The organism is Cupriavidus sp. 05T41 (assembly GCF_056396525.1).
In genome coordinates, this window is sequence record NZ_JBFTLQ010000004.1 from 108,896 (window position 1) to 127,023 (window position 18,128).

Consider the following 18,128-nt stretch of genomic DNA (forward strand, 5'->3'; position numbering starts at 1 on the left):
TGCGCAGCGACCAGCGCCACGCTTAACATGCGGCGCTGGCCGCCCGCTCCATGTTCGCGGCCAGCCCGTTTTCCCGTCGCAAGCCAGTCTGGCGCGACGCAGGCCTCTCACAGACGTTTGCGTGATTTCATGAGTCTCCAAGATTCCCCGGAGCAATCCGAGCTAGACGCGGGCGCGTTGCCAGACGACCGCTATCGCCTTACCCATTCCTCGCAGATCGGCACCGTGCTGCGCGACCTCGCCTGGCAGAAGTGCGTCATCAACGTGCGGGCGCGTACCGCGCACGAGATGGTCACCACGGTCCTGCATGTCGATCCGGCCAACCGCACCTTTGTCTTCGACTGGTGCCGCACCGAGCCGGAGCGGCAGGCCTTGCTGGCCTCGCCCGAGAACGCGTTCTCCGCCTCGCTGCGCGGCGTGCCCGTGAACTTCGTGATCGGCACGCCCGAAGCCACCCAGTTCCAGGGCGGCCCGGCGTTTGTCGCACCGTTCCCGGAGAAGCTGTATCACTTCCAGCGCCGCCGCCATTTCCGCGCGCGCACGCTGGTCACCAAGGGCTACGGCTGCACCATCAAGATGTCGGACGGCGCCGCGCTCAAGCTCGACATTGCCGACCTGTCGCTTTCAGGCGTAGGCTTGCGCTCGAAGACGGTGGATGCCACGCACCTGCCGGTCGGCACCACGGTGGCCGGCGCGAAGCTGGACTTCGGCCCGCTGGGCAAGCTCGATCTGAGCCTGCAGGTAGTCGGCCACTGGCTGGCAGGACGCGACGACAGCGCCATCCACCACTTCGGCTGCGCCTTCTCCAACCTGGACGGCCGCATGGAGAATTTCCTGCAGCGCCTGGTGTTTTCCCTGGAACTCGCCAGCCGCGGTTAGGACCGGCCAGGCGCAAGGAGGCAGCGCATGGAAGAGACGGGTTGCGCGGATTTCCTCGTTATCGGGGGCGGTATTGCCGGCGCGTCGCTGGCCTACTGGCTGGCCCAGGCCGGACGGGTAGTGGTGCTCGAGCGCGAAGCGCAGCCCGGCTATCACTCGACAGGCCGTTCAGCCGCGCTCTTCATGGAGAGCTACGGCCCCCGGCAGGTGCGCGCTCTCACCATGGCCAGCCGCGCGTTCTTCGATGCGCCGCCAGCAGGCTTTTCCGAACACCCCGTGCTCAGCCCGCGCGGCGCCATGACCATCGGCAAGCCCGGCGAGGGCGCCGAGCTGGACCAGCATTTCGACGGCTTGCGCAGGCTCGGCGCGCGCGCCGCGCGCCTGCACCGCGACGCCACCTGCGCCCTGGTGCCGGTGTTGCGCGGGGAGAAGGTGCTGGGCGCCGTGCTCGAGCCCGACGCAGCCGACATGGACGTACATGTCCTGCACCAGGGCTACCTGCGCGGCATGCGCCAGCGCGGCGGCACCCTCGTCTGCGACGCAGAGGTTACCGCCATCGAACGCAGCCAGGGCATCTGGGAAGTGCAGGCGGGCGGGCGTACCTGGCGCGCCCCGGTGGTGGTCAATGCGGCCGGCGCCTGGTGCGACGTGGTGGCGGGACTGGCCGGCGCGAGGCCGCTGGGGCTCACCCCCAAGCGCCGCTCGGCCTTCGTGTTCGCGCCGCCGGCGGGACTGGAGATCGCCCGGTGGCCGATGTTCATGTGCTTCGACGAGAGCTGGTACCTCAAGCCGGACGCCGGCATGCTGCTGGGTTCGCCGGCCAATGCCGACCCCGTGTCGCCGCACGACGTGCAGCCCGAGGAAATGGATATCGCGCTGGGCATCCACCATATCGAGGACATGACCACGCTGGAAATCCGCCGCCCGGCCCGCACCTGGGCCGGCCTGCGCTCCTTCGTCGCCGACGGCGACCTGGTGGGCGGCTTCGACGACCAGGCCCCGGGCTTTTTCTGGGTGGCCGCGCAAGGCGGCTACGGCATCCAGACCTCGGCCGCGATGGGCGAGGCCTGCGCGGCGCTGGTGCAGGGCAAGCCACTGCCGCAGCGCATCGTGGATTTCGGCCTCGACGCGGCCATGCTCGGGCCGGCTCGCCTGCACCGCTAGGCGGTGCAGGGCCGCTCAGGCGGCAATCAGCTTGCCGATGGCCACGGCGGCTTCGCGCATCGGCGGCAGCAGCCGCGACACCATCTCCGCCTCGGATACCTGCGTCGCCTTCATGCTGACGCTGATGCCGGCCATCACGCTGCCGGAAATCCCCCGCACCGGCACCGCGATGGCGCGCAGGCCCGGCTCCAGTTCCTCGTCCACCATGATGTAGTCCAGCTCGCGCGCGTTGGCGAAGCTGGCCTCCAGCTCGGGGCGGGAGATCTTGGTCTGCAGGGTGCGCGGGCGCAGGTCGACGTGGTCGAAGTAATCTTCCAGCGCCGGCTCCGCCAGGTGGGCCAGCAGCAGGCGCCCGATCGAGGTGCAGTAGGCCGGCAGCCGGCTGCCCATGCCGAGCGAATAAGTGAGTACGCGCTGCACTTCCGAGCGCACCAGGTAAAGGATGTCGGTGTCGTCGAGGATGGCCAGCGCGGAGGTCTGCTGGATCCGCGCGCTCAGGCCGTCGAGGATGGGCTGGGCCAGCGATACCAGCGCCGTGGACGAGAAATACGCATGTCCCAGGTGCAGCACGCGCGGACGCAGGGCGAACTGCCCGCCTTGCTGGCTCACGTAGCCGAGCTGCTCCAGCGTGTACAGGCAACGCCGCACCGAGGCTCGCGACAGCTGGGTGCGCTGCGCGACCTGGGAGATGGTGAGCGGGCGCTTACGCTCCGAAAAGGCCTCGAGCACGCTCAGGCCCCGCGCCAGCGACAGCATGAAATTGGGGTCGCCGGCGAAGCTGTTGAGAAGGTCGGCCTGGGGACGGGCGACGCGGACAGTGGCGGCCGGTGCCTGGCCAGGGCTGCTGGGAATGGAGGCGTCCATTGGGCGGGTGCGCGCGTGTTGTTCGATAATCGCGCATCTTAAACTGCCTCGGCCCGCCCGGCCAGCGCTTTTCTTGTGCCGCCGGCCCCGCTTTGGTGCCACGCGCGGCGCCTGCGCACAAAAAAACGTCGCCGTTCCAAGGTGGCGGCGACATCGAAGGGGTGTCATCAAGACGGGGGTCTCGGCGACGTTCCCAGCATAGGACGCGGTGCGCAGACATTAAATACAACTTTTGAGGGGATCGATGTATGGGATCCGTCTCACTGCCGGCACGGGCCGGGACGGGTAGAATCGCGCCCTTGTTTCCGATGCAGATGCCGCCATGACCGACCAGCCCGAACTGTCCCAAGACCAAGCCGGGGAAGACGCCGAGAAGATCCAGGAAGCCCGCCTGTGGCGCGCCGACGGCTGGACCGCCCGCGTGATCAAGAACGAGGACGACGACGGCTGGGCCGTGGCCATGATCAAGGACGGCGAGCCCGAGCCCGCCCTGGTGGGCCCGTGGACCATGGGCCGGGACAAGAAGAATCCCAAGCCGCTGGACACCGGTGCGTTCTCGACCCTGGTCAAGACTGCCTCCGAGGTGCTGCGCCGCCACGAACAGCAGCTCCACGCCATGCTGCACAAGAGCGTGATGGTGGATACCGACACGGCCCGCATCGCCGTGACGCTCGATATCGTGCCCGACGAAGACAATCCCTACGCCGTGCTGCGCGCCTGCGACGAACTCGGCGCGGAACTGGCGCAGGTGCGCGTATCTCCCGCGTTCAAGCTGAGCAAGGCCAGCGCGGCGGCGTGGATCGACAACGCATACCGCCGGCCGAACTGAGCTTTCAGGCGCGGGCCAGCAGCACCAGTCCGATGGCCACCGCCGCCGGCACGGCCTGAATCCACAGGATCTTCCGGCTCGCCGTGCAGGCCCCGAACACGCCGGCCACCAGCACGCAGCCCAGGAAGAACAACTGCACCGGCACCGCCGCGCTGGCCAGGCCCCACAGCAGCCCGGCGGCAAGGAAGCCGTTGTAGAGCCCCTGGTTGGCCGCCAGCGCCCGGGTCGCGGTGGCGAATTCCTGCGTTAGCCCGAAGGCGCGCATGCCGCGGGGTTTGTCCCACAGGCACATCTCCAGCACCATGATGTAGACATGCTCCAGCGCCACCAGCGCGACCGCTGCGAGGGACAACCATTTCATAGCCAAGGCTCTCGGGAAAGTACGGCAGGGTTGGGAATCGTTCCGGTACCCGGCGGGTACTCTGCGGGTATTCGGCGGGTATTCGGCGGGTATTCGGCGGGTATTCGGCGGGTATTCGGCGCCGGCGTCGCCGCCACGCGTGTTCAGCCCGCCACGGCAGGCGCGAGCCGCGCGATCAGCGCGGCGTGGCGCGGGTGTGCCTTCTGCAGGCTGGCGGCGTCGGCCAGCTCGAATTCGCTGAATTCGAAGCCGGGCGCCACCGTGCAGCCGACCAGCGAGAATCCGTCCGGATCGCTGCGCTCGGCGGCGAACCAGCAACCCGCCCTGACTACCGCCTGGAACACCGTGTCCTCATGCGCAAGCGCATCGCCTAGCCGGTGCGTGGTGAGACTGCCATCGGCTTCCAGCACGTGCACATGCAGCGGGCAGCCCGCATAGAAGTGCCAAACCTCGTCGGCGCGGATGCGATGCCAGGCGGAGTACGCCTCGTCGCACAGCAGGTAGTAGATCGCCGTGGACGCGGCGTGCGTGGCCACGCCGGCCGGGCCGCCTTCGCGCGCCACGCGCGCGGTGTCGCGATGGGTCTCGCGGTAGTAGCCGCCTTCGGGATGTGCCTGCAGGCCGAAGCGCTGGATCAGTTGGTCTTGCAGGGCGGGTCGGGCGGGCATGCGTGGCTCCGGGACAGGCAAGGCGGGACGGGAAACGGATAGCCGACATGATGCCTGCTGGCCGGGGAGAAGTCAGCGGCGAAGGCTGGTCCGGCGCCCGGCCGGCGCGGCCGGGATCGACCTGCAAGCCTGACCTGCAAGCCTGACCCGCGCCGGCATCGCGATTGGCTGCATCCACCGCGCGCCGCGCGGCGTATCTGTCTTCAACCGCGCGATTCACGTGTGGCCGGAACAGCGCAACGCGCTGCGCCTTGCTAGCAATACTGCGATCCGCCGATCGCCAAGAAGGAGAGCATCATGAAGACCCCCAGCCTGAAGCTCCTGATGACGTCTGCCGCACTTGCGGGCCTCGCCACGCTGGCGATCCCGGCGCAGGCCACCGGCCCCAGGGACAGCGCCGTGTCCGCCGACCGCTATGGCTATGTATTCCACGCGTTCCACGCGTCGCGCTTCGACGTGTACAGCGACGGCGCGCGCCTCGACCCCGCCGCGCCGCCCGTCCCCGTGGCGTCCGCCAGCCAGCTGCGCAGGCCGGACCCGTACTCCGATGGCGCGCAGAAGCTGGCCGGCTGGGATCGCACCGGCGTGTCGTCCGACCCGGCACGCAAGATCGACACGTTCCAGGACGGCGCCCACGCCTGAGGTGCATCGGGACGATGCGCGCGGCGACAGCAGCGGCTGGCCGGCGGCTCTTCATTCAGGGTTTTTGAGGCCGCCATGCAAGACTCTGCGCCGCACGGTGCCGCCATGGTGGCACACTACGCCTATGCCCGCCGGCGCGGGCATCCCGCCCGCGCCGCCTGAGTTGAGGGGCAGAAAAGCGCGGAGAGTGGCGTGGGCAGTTTGGGCGAATTGAAGACCTTGCTTGAGAACCACGGCGTGATGCTGGTGTTTCTCAATGTGCTGGCCGAGCAGGCCGGGCTGCCGGTGCCGGCCGTGCCGATGCTGTTCGTGGCCGGGGCGCTCGGCATGCGCGACACCGGGCCGTCGATCGGGCTGGTGCTGGGGGCGGTCATCCTGGCCTGCCTGATTGCAGATACCGCGTGGTACTTTGCCGGCAAGCGCCTGGGCCAGCCGATGCTGCGCACCATCTGCCGCGTCTCGATTTCCCCCGACAGCTGCATCCGCCAGACGCAGTCGCTGTATCTGCGCGTGGGCCCGCGCAGCCTGGTGTTCTCCAAGCTGCTGCCGGGCGCCGGCGCGCTGTCCACCGCCATGGCGGGCATGACCGCCACGCCGTTCGCGATATTCCTGTTCTACGATGCGCTGGGCGCGCTGGTGTGGGCCGGCGGGGCGCTGCTGATCGGCGTGGTGTTTACCGATTTCGTGGAAGCCATCCTGCTTGCCTTCAGCACCTATGGCCCGGTGGCGGTGGCGGTGGTGCTGGCCGCTTTCGCGGCCTTCGTCGCGTACAAGTTCGTGCGGCGGGTGCGGCTGCTGCGCCGGACCCGCCTGGTGCGCCGCATGACGGTGGGCGAGCTCGAGGCGCGGCGCCAGGGCGACGCTTCCCCGCTGGTGGTGGACGTGCGCACCGAAGCCATCGAAAGGATTCCCGGTGCGCTGACGATGGATCTGCACGCGCCGCTGGACCTGCTGTCGACCCATCCGGCCAACGTCGAGATCGTCATCTACTGCGCATGTCCGAACGAGGTGTCCGCCGCCATCCTGGCCGAGCGGCTGCAAGGCGCGGGCTATCTCAACACGTGGGCGCTGGCCGGCGGCTTCGACGAATGGAAACGCCTGCACGACGCGGCGTCCGCCGCGGACGACCTCGCCGCGCGGGAGCCCGCCCCGCGCACGTCCTAGCGATCCGCCTGCGCTAGCAGCCGACCCAGTAGGCGTACCCGACCAGCCGCTCGCCAAGGAAATACAGCCGGTACTGGTCGCCGTCGCCATCCAGCGTGTACAGCGTGGTGTAGGCGAGGTGCTCGAGCGGATCGTCTTCGTCGCGGTCGGCCGGGCTGCGCACCTTGCCGGGTGCCTCCGCCATTTTCCAGCGCGGGTTCTTGCGCAGGGCCGAGTTGAGTTCGCTGAGCGTCGTGGTCGCGGCGATGTCGTGGCCCTCGAGCTTGAGCGTCAGTCCCGCCGGAATGCCGTGCAGGGAACGGATCACGGCGTCGCCGCTGCGGCCCACTTCGATCAGCGCGTCCGGGTAGCGGTAGTCCACCAGGTTCTCTTCGTCGAGTGCCGTACCGCATTCTTCCTGGTTGGGCGTGATATTGGGCGGCTTGCCCCAGGCAGCCTGCACGTCCGCCATGCTGGATAGCCCGCGCAGCGCCACCAGCGGGCGCGCCAGCGGGGCCGGAGCGAAGGCGGGCGAGTCGTCGGGCTGGCCGGCATCGTCGGCGCGCGCGGTCGAGGCGTCGGCCGCCGCCGGGGCAGCCGGTGCCGGCTGCTCGCGTTCGCAGCCCGTCAGCGCCGTCAGCGCGGCGCAGGCGGCGAGGATGGACAGGCAGCGCAGCAGCGGCGCGCTGGCGGGGGCGTTGAGGCAGGACTTCATGCAAAAAGAATAGCCGCTGGGGCTGGGACCGCGTCAGGTGCGCAACCATACACTGAAGCGGGCGCTCTGAACATCCTCCATGTGGCCTGCCGCACGCACGGCGCCACCAGCGCGGCCTCGCGCCGGCAGGCGCCGGTCTTCAGCGTGCCGTGCCGGCGCGCTGGAAGGCCGTCATGTCGGGATAGATCGCGCGGATCTTGTCCCACTCCACCGCGTTGAAGAAGCGGCACTTGTCCTGGCCGAAGCGCTTGGCCACTTCCACGCAGAAGCGCACCGCCTCGGCGATGTCGATCTCGTGGTTGGCGCTGGTGGCGCTGCCCGAGACCACCGATTGCGCGGTCAGCGCCACGCCCACCACCGGCGCGGAAGTGGCCACATGCGGCTGCATGATGCTGTTGAAATGGTACAGGCCTGGCTGCGTGCGGACTTGGATACAAGGTGGCGTTGCCTATACTGGGGCGGGTATCTGCGAGGGAGAGCCGCATGCCAGCCGAAGACCAGCCTTCCGGTGACGAATCGGCGCGCATCGCGCGGCGGCGCCGGCAACTCGGTATCGCCAGGCGGATGCGCGACGGCGACGGCAACTGGGCGCTGGCCCTGTCCGGCGGAGGCATCCGCAGCGCCACCTTCTGCCTGGGCGTGATGCAGGCGCTGGCCAAGGCGCCGCCGCCGGCGCTGGCGGGGCAGGCCGGCGCCACGCCGCACCAAGCCGGGCACGAAGCCGGGCACGAAGCCGCGCACGCGCCGCCGCCCGGGGCGGCGCGCGCCGATGTGCAGGAGGGCGACGGTCCCGACGCCATCGAGCCTGCCGCCGTGCCGGCCACCGCCTCGCTGCTCGGCCAGTTCGACTACCTCTCCACCGTCAGCGGCGGCGGCTACCTCGGCGCCTTCTTCTGCAGCCTGTTCGTGCCGGGCCGCCTGAAGCCAGGCACCAACGGCGTCGAGGCCGCGACGCTGGCCTACCGGACCTTGCAGCAGGAGCCACCCGGGCGCATCCGTTCCTCGGTGTCGTACGCCGGCGATCCCGGCCGCGCCGCGGTGGCGTGGCTGCGCGAGAACGGGCGCTACCTGACGCCGACCGGCGCCGGCGACTCGCTGTACGCGGCATCGCTGGTGGTGCGCAACTGGTTCGCCATGCAATACGTGATCGGCAGCGCGTTGCTGCTGTTGCTGGCGGTACTCGCGCTGCTGCGTCACCTGGCCGTGGGCACCTATATCGATCTGGGCCGGCACGAGATGGACCTGCTGCATGACGCACGGCAGGTCTTCAACGAAGGCGGCCTGGCGATCTGGTGGAGTGAACTGATGTGGCTGCCGCTGGCCGCGCTGCTGCTGTTCGCGGTGCCGCCTGCCGTGGCGTACTGGCTGGTCTACCCGCATCCCGCCGATGCGCGCCCGGCGCTGCGCTTCGACAGCCTGGCCACGCGCCTGGCCGCGCTGGCGGGCGTCGTGATGCTGGGCCTGGCGGCATGGCTGCACCGCATGGGGCCTGGCCTGGCGGTGGCCTGCCTGTTGCTGGGCGCGGCGGTGCTGGCCCTGCTCGGCGTAGCCTGCTGCTTTGCGCTGTGCCGCGTGCGGCCGGCCACCGTGCAGGCCTACCGCGTGCGTGCCACGCGCTTGCTCAGCGGCGCCGTTGGCACCGTGCTATGGCTGGCGGCGCTGGGCGTGGCGGATACCGTGGCGCGCACGTTCTACCTGTACACGCAGTCCACCGGACATCCCTGGGGCGCACTCGGCCCGGCCGGGCTGCTGGGCGGCGTGGTCTGGCTGATCCGCTACGGCGCGGGCCTGGTCGACGGCAAGGGCGGCGACGGCAAGGCTGGCGTGACCGGCTGGCTGTCGCGGCTGCCGGTATCGCTGCTGGCCGGCATCGCCGCGGCCGTGGTGGCGATGCTGGTCTTCGTGCTGTGGTCGTGGCTGGTCCTGTGGGTGCGCTGGAATGGCGGCGAGCCGGTCGACTGGCTGGTGTTCGGCAATGCCTACACCACGCCTGTGCTGGGCACGCTGAGCGCCCTGGCGCTCGGGCTGACGCTGATCGCCGGGCGTTTCGCCGGCTTCCTGAACCTGTCGACCTTGCAGCAGTTCTACTCGGCGCGGCTGACGCGCGCCTACCTTGGCGGCTCCAACGGCCAGCGCTTCGCGCCTGCCGCGGGCGAGGGAACGGCGGCGCGCCAGCACGCCATCCAGCGCGCCCGCCTCAGCGTCGCCGAGCCCGCCGATGGCGATCCGCTCAGCCTGAACGCCTACTACGATCCCGCCATGCTGGCGCCGCTGCACCTGATCAACATCACGCTCAACCTGACCGTGGATCCGGCCGAACAACTGGTGCAGCGCGACCGCAAGGGCAAGCCGCTGTGCATCGCGCCCGGGCCGTTCACGCTGCCGGCCACCACGGCGCGCGGGCTGCCCGCCGACGCCTTCGTGCGCTTCACGGTGGACGGGCAGCGCTACTTTCCGGAAACGCACAAGGCCGGCGGCAGCGAACTCTCGCAGGCGCGCACGCTTGGCGACTGGATCGCCACCTCGGGCGCGGCCATCTCCACCGGCCTTGGCCGCTCCACCACACTTGGTACCTCGCTGCTGCTGGGCCTGGCCAACCTGCGCCTGGGCACGTGGTGGCCGTCCTATCCGCTCGATGCGGGCAGCGCACCGCGCGCCGGCGGTGCCGAGCGCGACCGCGTGCAGGACGACCGCCCCGACCGGCCCTGGCTGGGTGCCTTCATCTCGCTGTTCCGCACGCATTACTACCTGGCCTGCGAGCTGAGCGCGCGCTTTCACGGCACCCGCCGCGGCTGGCAGTACCTGTCGGACGGCGGCCATTTCGAGAACACCGCGGTGTATGAGCTGCTGCGGCCGGAGCGCGCGGTGTCGATGATCGTGCTGTGCGATTGCGGGGCGGATCCGAACTACCAGTTCGGCGACCTTGCCAACCTGATCCGCCTGGCGCGCATCGACATGGGGCTGGAGATCGTGGTCGACACCGCCGCCGCCGGGGATCCCGTGCTCGGCAGCGTGTTCGGCACGCCAGCGGATTTCACGCCGCAGGCCCGCGCCGCGGCCTGCGAGAAATGCGCCTTGCTGCTCGATGTCTATCGCGCCGACGAGCCTGCCGCCACACGCAGGCCGGTGACGCGCATCGTCCTGCTCAAGCCTTGCCAGGTCGCCAGCGCACCGGCGGACGTGCGGCAATACGGTGGCAGCCATCCGGCCTTTCCGCAGGAACCCACCAGCGACCAGTTCTTCGACGAGGCGCAGTGGGAGAGCTACCGCGAACTTGGCTTCGCCATCGGCCAGCGCGTGTTCGGCGGCGGCGCGGCGGGCGATGCGGTGGCACGCGCGCTGTGGGCGCGCTGAGCAGACCCTAGCGTCCGAAACCGACGACTTCCTCGAGCCGCCGGCTGGCGTCGCGCAGGGCATCGAGCATGCGCGGCACCGCCTCTTCATCCAGGCGCTGCTGCGGCCCGGCGATGGCCAGCGAGCCGACCACCGCGCCGTGGTCGCGCGACCACAGCGGCAAGGCGAGCCCGGCTACGCTGGCGGCTGCCTCGCCGCGCGTGTGGGCCCAGCCCTGCGCGCGGATCTCCGCCAGCTGGGGCTCGATCACGGCCGGATCCGTCGTGGCCAGGCCCGGCTGCGCATGCGCGGGGTCGCTGGCGTGCGCGAGCACGCGGGCGCGGAAGGTGTCGTCCTGGAAAGCCAGGATGACCTTGGCATGGGCACCCGCATGCAGCGGGAACCGCTGGCCCAGCTCGATCGAGAAACGCAGCTGGTGCTGGCCTTGCACCATGCCCACGCACAGGCCTTCATGGCCGTCCAGCCATGACAGGAATACCGTCTCGCCGCTTTGCGCGGCAAGCTTTTCCAGCACCGGCTGCACTACCTCGGCCGGCGAGAAGGTCTTGCGCACCACCTGGCCCAGCTCGAACAGCCGCAGCCCCAGTGAGTACTTGCCGCTGGCCGCGTCCTGCACCAGGAAGCCGTTGGCGGCGAAGGTCGCCAGTACGCGGTGCACCACCGCGTGGTGCACCCCGCTGTGCTTGGCCAGCTCGCGCACGCCCCAGGTGGGCTGCCGCACCGTGAAGTAGGTCAGCAGGGCCAGCGCGCCGTCCAGAGTCTTGAGAGTCATACCATGTTCCCGCTTTGCATGGGCAGCATGGTACGGATAAGCGGCGCGCGGCTCAATGTCCGCGCGCCGCCCGTGTCGCCGCGGCTTAGCGGTTGACCACCCTGGCTGGCATGGCCAGCACCAGGAAGCAGGCGCCCAGCAGGCAGCCGGCGAACAGGATCAGGCCGGCGCTGGGGCTGTGGAACGTGTCTTTCAGCCAGCCCAGCAGGTAGGTGGCCGCGAAGCCCCCGAGGTTGGCGATGGAGCAGGCCAGCGCGATGCCGGCGGCGGCCGCGGTGCCGCTCAGGAACGTCGACGGCAGGCACCAGAACACCGGGAAGGTCGCCACGATGCCCACGTTGGCCAGGGTCAGCATCATCACGGTGGCGGAGGCCGAGCCGGTGACGAAGGTGCTGCCCACCAGGCCGGCCGCGCCCGCCAGGATGGGGATCACGATATGCCAGCGGCGCTCGCGGGTCTTGTCCGAATGGGCGCCGTTGAGCAGCATCGCCACGACCGCCACCGCGTGCGGGATGGCCGTGAGCAGGCCGATATGCAGCGGGCTGGCCACGCCGGTGTCGCGGATGATGGTGGGCATCCAGAAGCCGATCGAGTAGGTGCCCATGAGCAGGCACATGTCGATCAGGCCCAGCATCCACACGCGGCGGTCGGTGAAGGCCGCCTTGAGCGAATGGCTGCTTTCCGTGAGCACGTCGGACTCCAGGTTGCGCTGCAGGACACGCTTCTCGTCGGGCTGCAGCCATTTGGCGTCGGCAATGCCGTTGGGCAGGTAGATGAACACCATCACGCCCAGCAGCACCGAGGGAATGGCTTCCAGGAAGAACAGCCATTGCCAGCCGGCCCAGCCGTGCACGCCGGCGAACGCCGTCATGATCCAGCCGGACAGCGGGCTGCCGATCATGCTCGCCAGGGGCAGGCCCATCATGAACAGGGCGATGATCTTGCTGCGCTTGTGGGTGGGAAACCAGTAGGTCAGGTAGAGCAGCACGCCGGGGAGGAAGCCCGCCTCGGCCGCGCCCAGCAGGAAGCGCAGCACGTAGAACTGGGTCGGCGTGGTGACGAACATGGTCGCGCCGGACAGCAGGCCCCACGTGATCATGATGCGCGCGATCCACAGGCGCGCGCCCACCTTCTGCAGCACCAGGTTGCTCGGCACCTCGAACAGGATGTAGCCGACGAAGAACAGGCCGGCCCCGAGGCCATAGACCGTCTCGCTGAAGTGCAGGTCGTCGAGCATCTGCAGCTTGGCCAGCCCGACGTTGATGCGGTCGAGATAGGCTGCGAGATAGCAGGCGCAGAAGAACGGGATCAGGCGCCACGTCACCTTGCGGTAGACGTCGGGCCGGGACGCGGCGGGCAGTACGCCCGCCGCGCCGTCTTGATACTGATACGACATGTTCACTCCTTTGTTTTCTACCGTTGTCTGCCGTTGGGTGTCTTCGCCAGTGCTGCCGGCGGCGGGCCGCCGTCTTGCTATGCAAGCTGCGGGCCAGCGCCTGTGCAGTGATGGCTGGGTCGTTTTCTTATGGTTTGATGCGGGCCGCAGGGCACATTGGCCGTCTGCCGTGGCGCCGTCCTTGTGCAGGGCCGGCACCGCTTTCCTTCACGCCGCACTCATGTAGTGCCTGCTACATGATCATTCAGCGTAAGCTACATGAAACAGCCGTGCAAGGGCGAGGGCGTGGTTTTCTCCTCGGGGTTTTCCCGCCTGGAGGCGCTATCAGGGTCAAGCGAAGCGGTCCAGGCCAGGCGTAACTGCCGCAGGCAAGCCGTACCTGCCATGGCCGTGCGGCGAAGCCGGGACCGCCTCGATAGTGCTTCTCAGTGCGAAGGCGTGGCACGGGCCCTGGCCAGCGTCTCGTCGACGTTGTCCCAGGCGGGTTTGTCGGGGGCGAAACGGGCGCGCAGGTAGTGCACCAGTTGCGTCAGCTGGGCGTCGTCGAGGCTGTCGCCGAACGCCGGCATATAGCCCAGCGCGCTGGCCGCCGGCGCCGGGATGCCGTCGAGCAGCACGCGGATCAGGTTGTCGGGCTTGTCGCCATGCAGATTGGTATTGAGCGCCAGCGAAGGCTTGATGCCGAACTGGCGGATGCCCTGCTCGCCCTGGTGGCACACCGCGCAGGCGCTCTGGTACAGGCGCTGCGCCGGCCCGGCGAGCGCGCGCGCGGCAGCGGCGCTGCGCTGCTCGAGCAGCGCGGCCTGCGCGGCTGCCTGCGCCGCGTCCGGCGCGTTCTCGCCGAAGGACGCGACATAGTGCGCGATAGCCCGCACATCCTCTTCCGGCAACAGCGCCAGCTCCTCGACGACGGGCGCCATCGGTCCCGCCGCTGCGCCGTGATGGGGCGCGTAGCCCTGGCGCAGGTATGCGAACAGCGATTGTTCGGTCCACGGCACCGGCGCGCGCGACAGCGTATTCAGCGCGGGCGCCTCCCAGCCTTCGGCCTCGCCGCCGCCGAGGTAAGCGCGGCCGCCACGCTCGGCACCCAGCGCATTGCGTGGCGAATGGCAGGCGCTGCAATGCCCCAGGCCTTCGGCCAGATAGGCGCCGCGGTTCCATTGCGCGCTGCGCGCGGGGTCGGCTTCGAAGGGCTTGGCGCGATGGAACAGCAGGTTCCACCCGGCCATCAGCGGGCGCAGGTTGTAGGGGAAGGCCAGCGCCGTTTCCGGCGCCCTGGCGCGCACCGGCTCGGCCGCCATCAGGTAGGCGTAGAGCGATTGCAGGTCGGGGTCGCTGACCTTGGCGAAGGCGGTGTACGGAAAGGCCGGGTACAGATGCCGCCCGTCGCGGTGGATGCCCTCGCGCATGGCGCGCTCGAAGGCGCCGTAGGACCAGTTGCCGATACCGGTTTCCGGGTCCGGCGTGATGTTGGTGCTGTAGATGGTGCCGAACGGCGTATCGAGCGCCAGCCCGCCGGCGTTGCGCACGCCGCCGGGCGCCGTGTGGCAGACCGCGCAGTCGCCGGCGGCGGCCACCAGGCGGCCGCGTTCGATGGTGGCCGCCGAGTAGAAGCCGGGCGCGGGCGGCGCCACCGGCGCGATCGGCGCGCGCCAGGGCATGGCGGTTGCGATCAGGCCGGCGGCGGTCGTCGCCGCGGTGGTTGCGGCGGCAAGCAGCCAGTTGCGCTTGCGCCTGGCGCCGCGCGCATCCGTGCCGCCTGCCTGCGCGGCCAGCGCGGCGCGCAGGCGTTCGCCGCTGAAGGGCGGCTCGCGCAGGCGCACGCCGGTTGCGTCGAAGATGGCATTGGCCACGGCGGGCGCGGCCGGCAGTGTCGTCGCCGCGCCGGTGCCGAGGGTCGCAGGGCCGAGCGTGCCGGCGACGCGCACGGTGGGCAAGGGCGCGTCGGCAAGCGCCGGCAGGTGATCCTCCTGCTGCAAGGCCTGCGTCTCTCCCCAGCTGTCGAAGCCGCCGCCGGCGGTGAGGCGCTGCGCGGCGCGCATGGCTTGCTGCTGCAGTGCCGGCGCGTCGGCGGGGACAGGCTTGCCCGCAGCTTCGCCGTCGTGGCCCAGCGTGATGCCGGTCACGCTGACCTCGCCCGTGGCCGCGTCGACTTCGACGTCCGCCACCCATGCGGACCAGCTCCGCCCGGCATGGGCGTCGCCGGCGTCGATGGTGCTGGCGTAGGCGAAGCCACGCCCGCGCCGCACATTGCCGCTGCCTTGCGCGCGCGTGGCGCGCGGCTGCCAGCCGGCCTGGGCGGCGACACGGCCGACCAGCGCGGCGCCGCGAGCGTCTTCGAGATGACGCAGGCGCAATGCCACCGGATCCTGCGCACTGGCGGCCGCGATCTCGTCCAGATGCGATTCGCGCGCGAAGACGTGCGCGCGCGCCGTCTGTCCTGCTTGCCCCGCTTGTTCCGCCGGCGCCGCGGCAGGCGGCTGGCCCGGCGCGTCGGCCTGTGTCACGCGCAGGCTGGCGAAACGGTAGGGTGGCAGGATGGCGTCGCTCGCGTCGGGTTGCGCAGCGCCGCCATGCGCATCGGGGCGGATCTCGCTGACGGGCGACGGCGTGCCGGTCAGCCAGAGCGCCAGCGGCGGCGCACTTGCCAGCGCCGCGCTGTGGCGCGCGTCAATGGTGGCATCGGCAGCATAGGCCGTGATCTGGCCATCGCTCGCCCATGCACTTTGCAGATGGATGCCGGCCCACGCCTGCGTGGCGCCGAGTTCATGCGCCTGCACCCGCACGCGCACCGGGCGGCCGGCGGCGTGGGCCATCAGCGCTGCGTCGGCGGCGGCATGGTGGGCGTAAAGCGGGTCTTCGCCGGACGCGCCATCGTCCATGGCCTGCCAGCAGACCAGCGTGATGCGGTCCGCGCCGATCCCAAGCAGCGCGGCCAGTTCGGCGCGCAGGGCGCCGGGCGTGCGGCTGGGCAGCCAGACGCGCAGCGCGCCGCCGCGCCAGTCGGCAATGGCGGTGCAGCCACCGGGCTGCGTGCCGGCCAACGGCCAGCGGTAGTCTTGCGTGCTCCCGCCCGCGGCGCTCGCCGTGGCCTGGGCGGCATCGCCGTGCGCGGCGATCACGCGGGCGCCGGGCCGCAGCTCCGGCTTGCCGGTATCCGGCGCGCGCCAGCGTGCGCGCAATGCGCTGGCAGCCTGGGCCGCCTGCTGCGCGGTGCCGGCGGCAATGCCGAGAAAGTTTGCGCGCCGCGCCACCGCGGCCACGCCGGCCACCGCGCGCGCGGCGGCCTCATCGCAATCGACCAGCCGGGCGCTGCGCAGGGTGCCGGCCTGCCACGCAAGCTGCGGGGGCCGCACCATATGGCAGGCGAGGCAATCCGCTGCTTCCGGTGGCATCCAGGGCGCCGCGCCGGCCTGGCCGGCGACGATCTCGTCGCGCCCGCTCATGGCGCGCCTTCCGGTCCGGCAGCCTGGCGCAGCAGCACGGCGGCGCGCTGCACCGCGCGCAGGATTTCCACATGCGTGCCGCAGCGGCACAGGTTGAAGCGCAGCGCCTCGCGGATCTGCGCTTCATCGGGACACGGGTTCTCCGCCAGCAGCGCCTTGGCGGTCATGATCATGCCGTTCAGGCAGTAGCCGCATTGCGCCGCCTGCTCGTCGATAAAGGCCTGCTGCACGGGGTCGGGCCGCTCCGGCGTGCCCAATCCGTCGAGCGTGGTCACCGCGCGCTGCGCCACGGCCTTGACCGGGATCACGCACGAGCGTGCCGCGACGCCGTCGACCAGCACCGTGCATGCTCCGCACTGGCCCAGCCCGCAGCCATACTTGGGGCCGTTGCATGCCAGGTCGTTGCGCAGGATATAGAGCAGCGGCGTGTCGGGGTCGACCTCGGCATCGAGCAGGTGCGTGGTCCGGTTGACCCGGAGGGTGAGGGGGCGGGGCGTGTGCATTCCAGTGGGGCGGGGGCGTTCCAGAACATCACTCTGCGAGGCCCGGTCCCCGGCTCCGGCGCCATGCCTGCGACGTGGGCAGGCATGTGCGGCCGGAGGCCCCGGGGGCCTGGCGGTATTGCCGGATCTGGCTCAGGCGGCGATCGCCACCTGCCCGGCTTGCGCCAGCGGCACGTTGAACACATCGTAACCGAAGCACCAGTCCGGGTTCTCGTTGGCGCGCAGCCAGGTATTGTTGTGCGAAACAAGCTGCACCTTGCTGGCGCGCGCGGCGCGGTTGGCCTCGTACAGCGAGAAGGCCGTGCCGAAGTCCGACAGTCCGGTCTGCTCCAGGCAGCGCGTCAGCATGGCGGCATCCTCGATCGCCATGGCCGCGCCCTGCGCCATGTGCGGCTTCATCGGGTGGCAGGCGTCGCCCAGCAGCACCAGGCGGCCGCGGCTCCACAACGGCAGCGGGTCGCGCTCGAGCAGCGGCCACTTGGTGACTTCCACCGTGCCCTCGATCAGCGACTGCACCCCTGTGTGCCAGCCGTCGAAGGCAGCGCGCATCTCTTCGATGCTGCTCGGCAGCCAGCTCTTGCTCAGGTCCCAGGTGGGCTCGGGCACGCCGGTCACGTAGTAGATCTCGTCGAGCTTGCCGGTGTCGAAGTAGACCATCATGTGACGGTCGTCGGCCCACCATTTGGTGCAGCGGTCGTGCGTGAAGCCCTTCACGCGCGAGATCGGGAACACGGCGCGGTGCGCCACGTAGCCGGTGTAGCGGGGCGGCTCGGCACCCAGCAAGGTCTCGCGGATGCGCGAATTGATGCCGTCCGCGCCGATCACGATATCGGCTTCGTCCACCGTGCCGTCGGTAAAGCGCAGGCGTACCGCGTGCCCCAGGTCTTCCACGCTGTCCAGCTTCTTGTCGAACAGCAGCGTGCCCGGCGCTACCGCCTCGGTCAGCAGGGCGTGGAAATCGCCGCGGTGCACGGTCAGGTAGCTGGCCCCGTAGTGCGACAGCGCGTAGTCGCCGAGCGGGATCTGCGCGACCACTTCGCCGCTCTGCCCGTCGCGGCTGTACCAGAAATCCGGGTGGCAGCCCATCTGGTTGAGCGCATCCTCGATGCCGATGCGGCGCATGATCTTCATCACATTGGGCCCCACATGGATGCCCGCGCCCAGACGCGAGAACGCCGGAGCCTGCTCATACAGCCTGACCTCGAAGCCGCTGCGCTGCAGCAGCGCCGCGGCAGCGGTCCCTCCCAGTCCGGCCCCGATGATTGCGATCCGTGGTTTGCCTTGCACGATATTTCTCCTGGCGATGTATGTGGGTCTGGAGCGGCCTTTCGGCCAGTTGGTGAAATCGAGTGTACACACCATAAAAATGGAAGTAAAGGAACGATATGCGCG

General features: G+C 70.1%; 15 protein-coding genes and 1 pseudogene. 6 read left to right on the plus strand and 10 right to left on the minus strand.

Annotation, left to right across the window (positions count from 1 at the left end; all coding sequences use genetic code 11):
• The first annotated feature begins 129 nt into the window (after positions 1-129).
• The gene (locus AC1DKV_RS03505; RefSeq protein WP_441617294.1) at positions 130-879 is read left to right on the plus strand and encodes a flagellar brake protein; all 750 of its coding nucleotides are present in this window, start codon (positions 130-132) and stop codon (positions 877-879) included.
• Between the two features lie 27 nt (positions 880-906).
• On the plus strand, positions 907-2,043 hold the full coding sequence (locus AC1DKV_RS03510) for an NAD(P)/FAD-dependent oxidoreductase (RefSeq protein ID WP_441650106.1): 1,137 nt from the start codon (positions 907-909) through the stop codon (positions 2,041-2,043).
• Positions 2,044-2,058: 15 nt separating this feature from the next.
• Here the strand turns inward: AC1DKV_RS03510 and AC1DKV_RS03515 are convergent, their stop codons facing one another.
• A complete protein-coding gene (locus AC1DKV_RS03515; RefSeq protein ID WP_441617298.1) occupies positions 2,059-2,907 on the minus strand; it encodes an IclR family transcriptional regulator domain-containing protein in 849 nt (282 codons plus the stop codon).
• Between the two features lie 322 nt (positions 2,908-3,229).
• Here AC1DKV_RS03515 and AC1DKV_RS03520 point away from each other — a divergent pair, with 322 nt between their 5' ends.
• Positions 3,230-3,736 (plus strand): hypothetical protein, encoded by a 507-nt coding sequence (locus AC1DKV_RS03520; RefSeq protein ID WP_441650107.1) that lies wholly within the window; start codon positions 3,230-3,232, stop codon positions 3,734-3,736.
• Positions 3,737-3,740: 4 nt separating this feature from the next.
• On the opposite strand, the gene AC1DKV_RS03525 is transcribed toward AC1DKV_RS03520, so the two are convergent.
• Positions 3,741-4,097 (minus strand): DUF1304 domain-containing protein, encoded by a 357-nt coding sequence (locus AC1DKV_RS03525; RefSeq protein WP_441617302.1) that lies wholly within the window; start codon positions 4,095-4,097, stop codon positions 3,741-3,743.
• Between the two features lie 143 nt (positions 4,098-4,240).
• The gene (locus tag AC1DKV_RS03530; protein WP_441650108.1) at positions 4,241-4,765 is read right to left on the minus strand and encodes a cupin domain-containing protein; all 525 of its coding nucleotides are present in this window, start codon (positions 4,763-4,765) and stop codon (positions 4,241-4,243) included.
• Between the two features lie 297 nt (positions 4,766-5,062).
• Between AC1DKV_RS03530 and AC1DKV_RS03535 the strand changes: the two genes are divergently transcribed.
• Both AC1DKV_RS03535 and AC1DKV_RS03540 read left to right on the plus strand, forming a co-directional pair.
• Positions 5,063-5,407, plus strand: a complete 345-nt coding sequence (locus AC1DKV_RS03535; protein WP_441617306.1) for a hypothetical protein — start codon at positions 5,063-5,065, stop codon at positions 5,405-5,407.
• A 201-nt stretch (positions 5,408-5,608) separates the two neighbouring features.
• The gene (locus AC1DKV_RS03540) at positions 5,609-6,571 is read left to right on the plus strand and encodes a DedA family protein/thiosulfate sulfurtransferase GlpE (protein ID WP_441617381.1); all 963 of its coding nucleotides are present in this window, start codon (positions 5,609-5,611) and stop codon (positions 6,569-6,571) included.
• A 13-nt stretch (positions 6,572-6,584) separates the two neighbouring features.
• On the opposite strand, the gene AC1DKV_RS03545 is transcribed toward AC1DKV_RS03540, so the two are convergent.
• Both AC1DKV_RS03545 and AC1DKV_RS03550 read right to left on the minus strand, forming a co-directional pair.
• Positions 6,585-7,265: a hypothetical protein gene (locus AC1DKV_RS03545; protein WP_441617308.1), complete on the minus strand. Its 681-nt coding sequence runs from the start codon at positions 7,263-7,265 to the stop codon at positions 6,585-6,587.
• 139 nt (positions 7,266-7,404) lie between these two features.
• Positions 7,405-7,677 (minus strand): annotated as a pseudogene (locus AC1DKV_RS03550) (DUF1177 family protein); the annotation flags it as partial.
• A 71-nt stretch (positions 7,678-7,748) separates the two neighbouring features.
• Here AC1DKV_RS03550 and AC1DKV_RS03555 point away from each other — a divergent pair.
• The gene (locus AC1DKV_RS03555) at positions 7,749-10,619 is read left to right on the plus strand and encodes a hypothetical protein (protein ID WP_441617309.1); all 2,871 of its coding nucleotides are present in this window, start codon (positions 7,749-7,751) and stop codon (positions 10,617-10,619) included.
• Positions 10,620-10,626: 7 nt separating this feature from the next.
• Here AC1DKV_RS03555 and AC1DKV_RS03560 read toward each other — a convergent pair whose 3' ends face one another.
• The 5 genes from AC1DKV_RS03560 to AC1DKV_RS03580 form a co-directional block, all read right to left on the minus strand.
• Complete coding sequence (locus AC1DKV_RS03560; protein WP_441617311.1) at positions 10,627-11,391, minus strand: IclR family transcriptional regulator; 765 nt, start codon at positions 11,389-11,391, stop codon at positions 10,627-10,629.
• Positions 11,392-11,476: 85 nt separating this feature from the next.
• The gene (locus AC1DKV_RS03565; RefSeq protein ID WP_441617313.1) at positions 11,477-12,787 is read right to left on the minus strand and encodes an MFS transporter; all 1,311 of its coding nucleotides are present in this window, start codon (positions 12,785-12,787) and stop codon (positions 11,477-11,479) included.
• Between the two features lie 425 nt (positions 12,788-13,212).
• The gene (locus AC1DKV_RS03570; RefSeq protein ID WP_477132013.1) at positions 13,213-16,233 is read right to left on the minus strand and encodes a c-type cytochrome; all 3,021 of its coding nucleotides are present in this window, start codon (positions 16,231-16,233) and stop codon (positions 13,213-13,215) included.
• The gene (locus AC1DKV_RS03575) at positions 16,230-16,736 is read right to left on the minus strand and encodes a (2Fe-2S)-binding protein (RefSeq protein ID WP_441650302.1); all 507 of its coding nucleotides are present in this window, start codon (positions 16,734-16,736) and stop codon (positions 16,230-16,232) included. The genes AC1DKV_RS03570 and AC1DKV_RS03575 overlap by 4 nt, the downstream gene beginning before the upstream one ends.
• 132 nt (positions 16,737-16,868) lie before the next feature.
• Complete coding sequence (locus AC1DKV_RS03580; protein WP_441617319.1) at positions 16,869-18,023, minus strand: FAD-dependent monooxygenase; 1,155 nt, start codon at positions 18,021-18,023, stop codon at positions 16,869-16,871.
• Positions 18,024-18,128 lie beyond the last annotated feature (105 nt).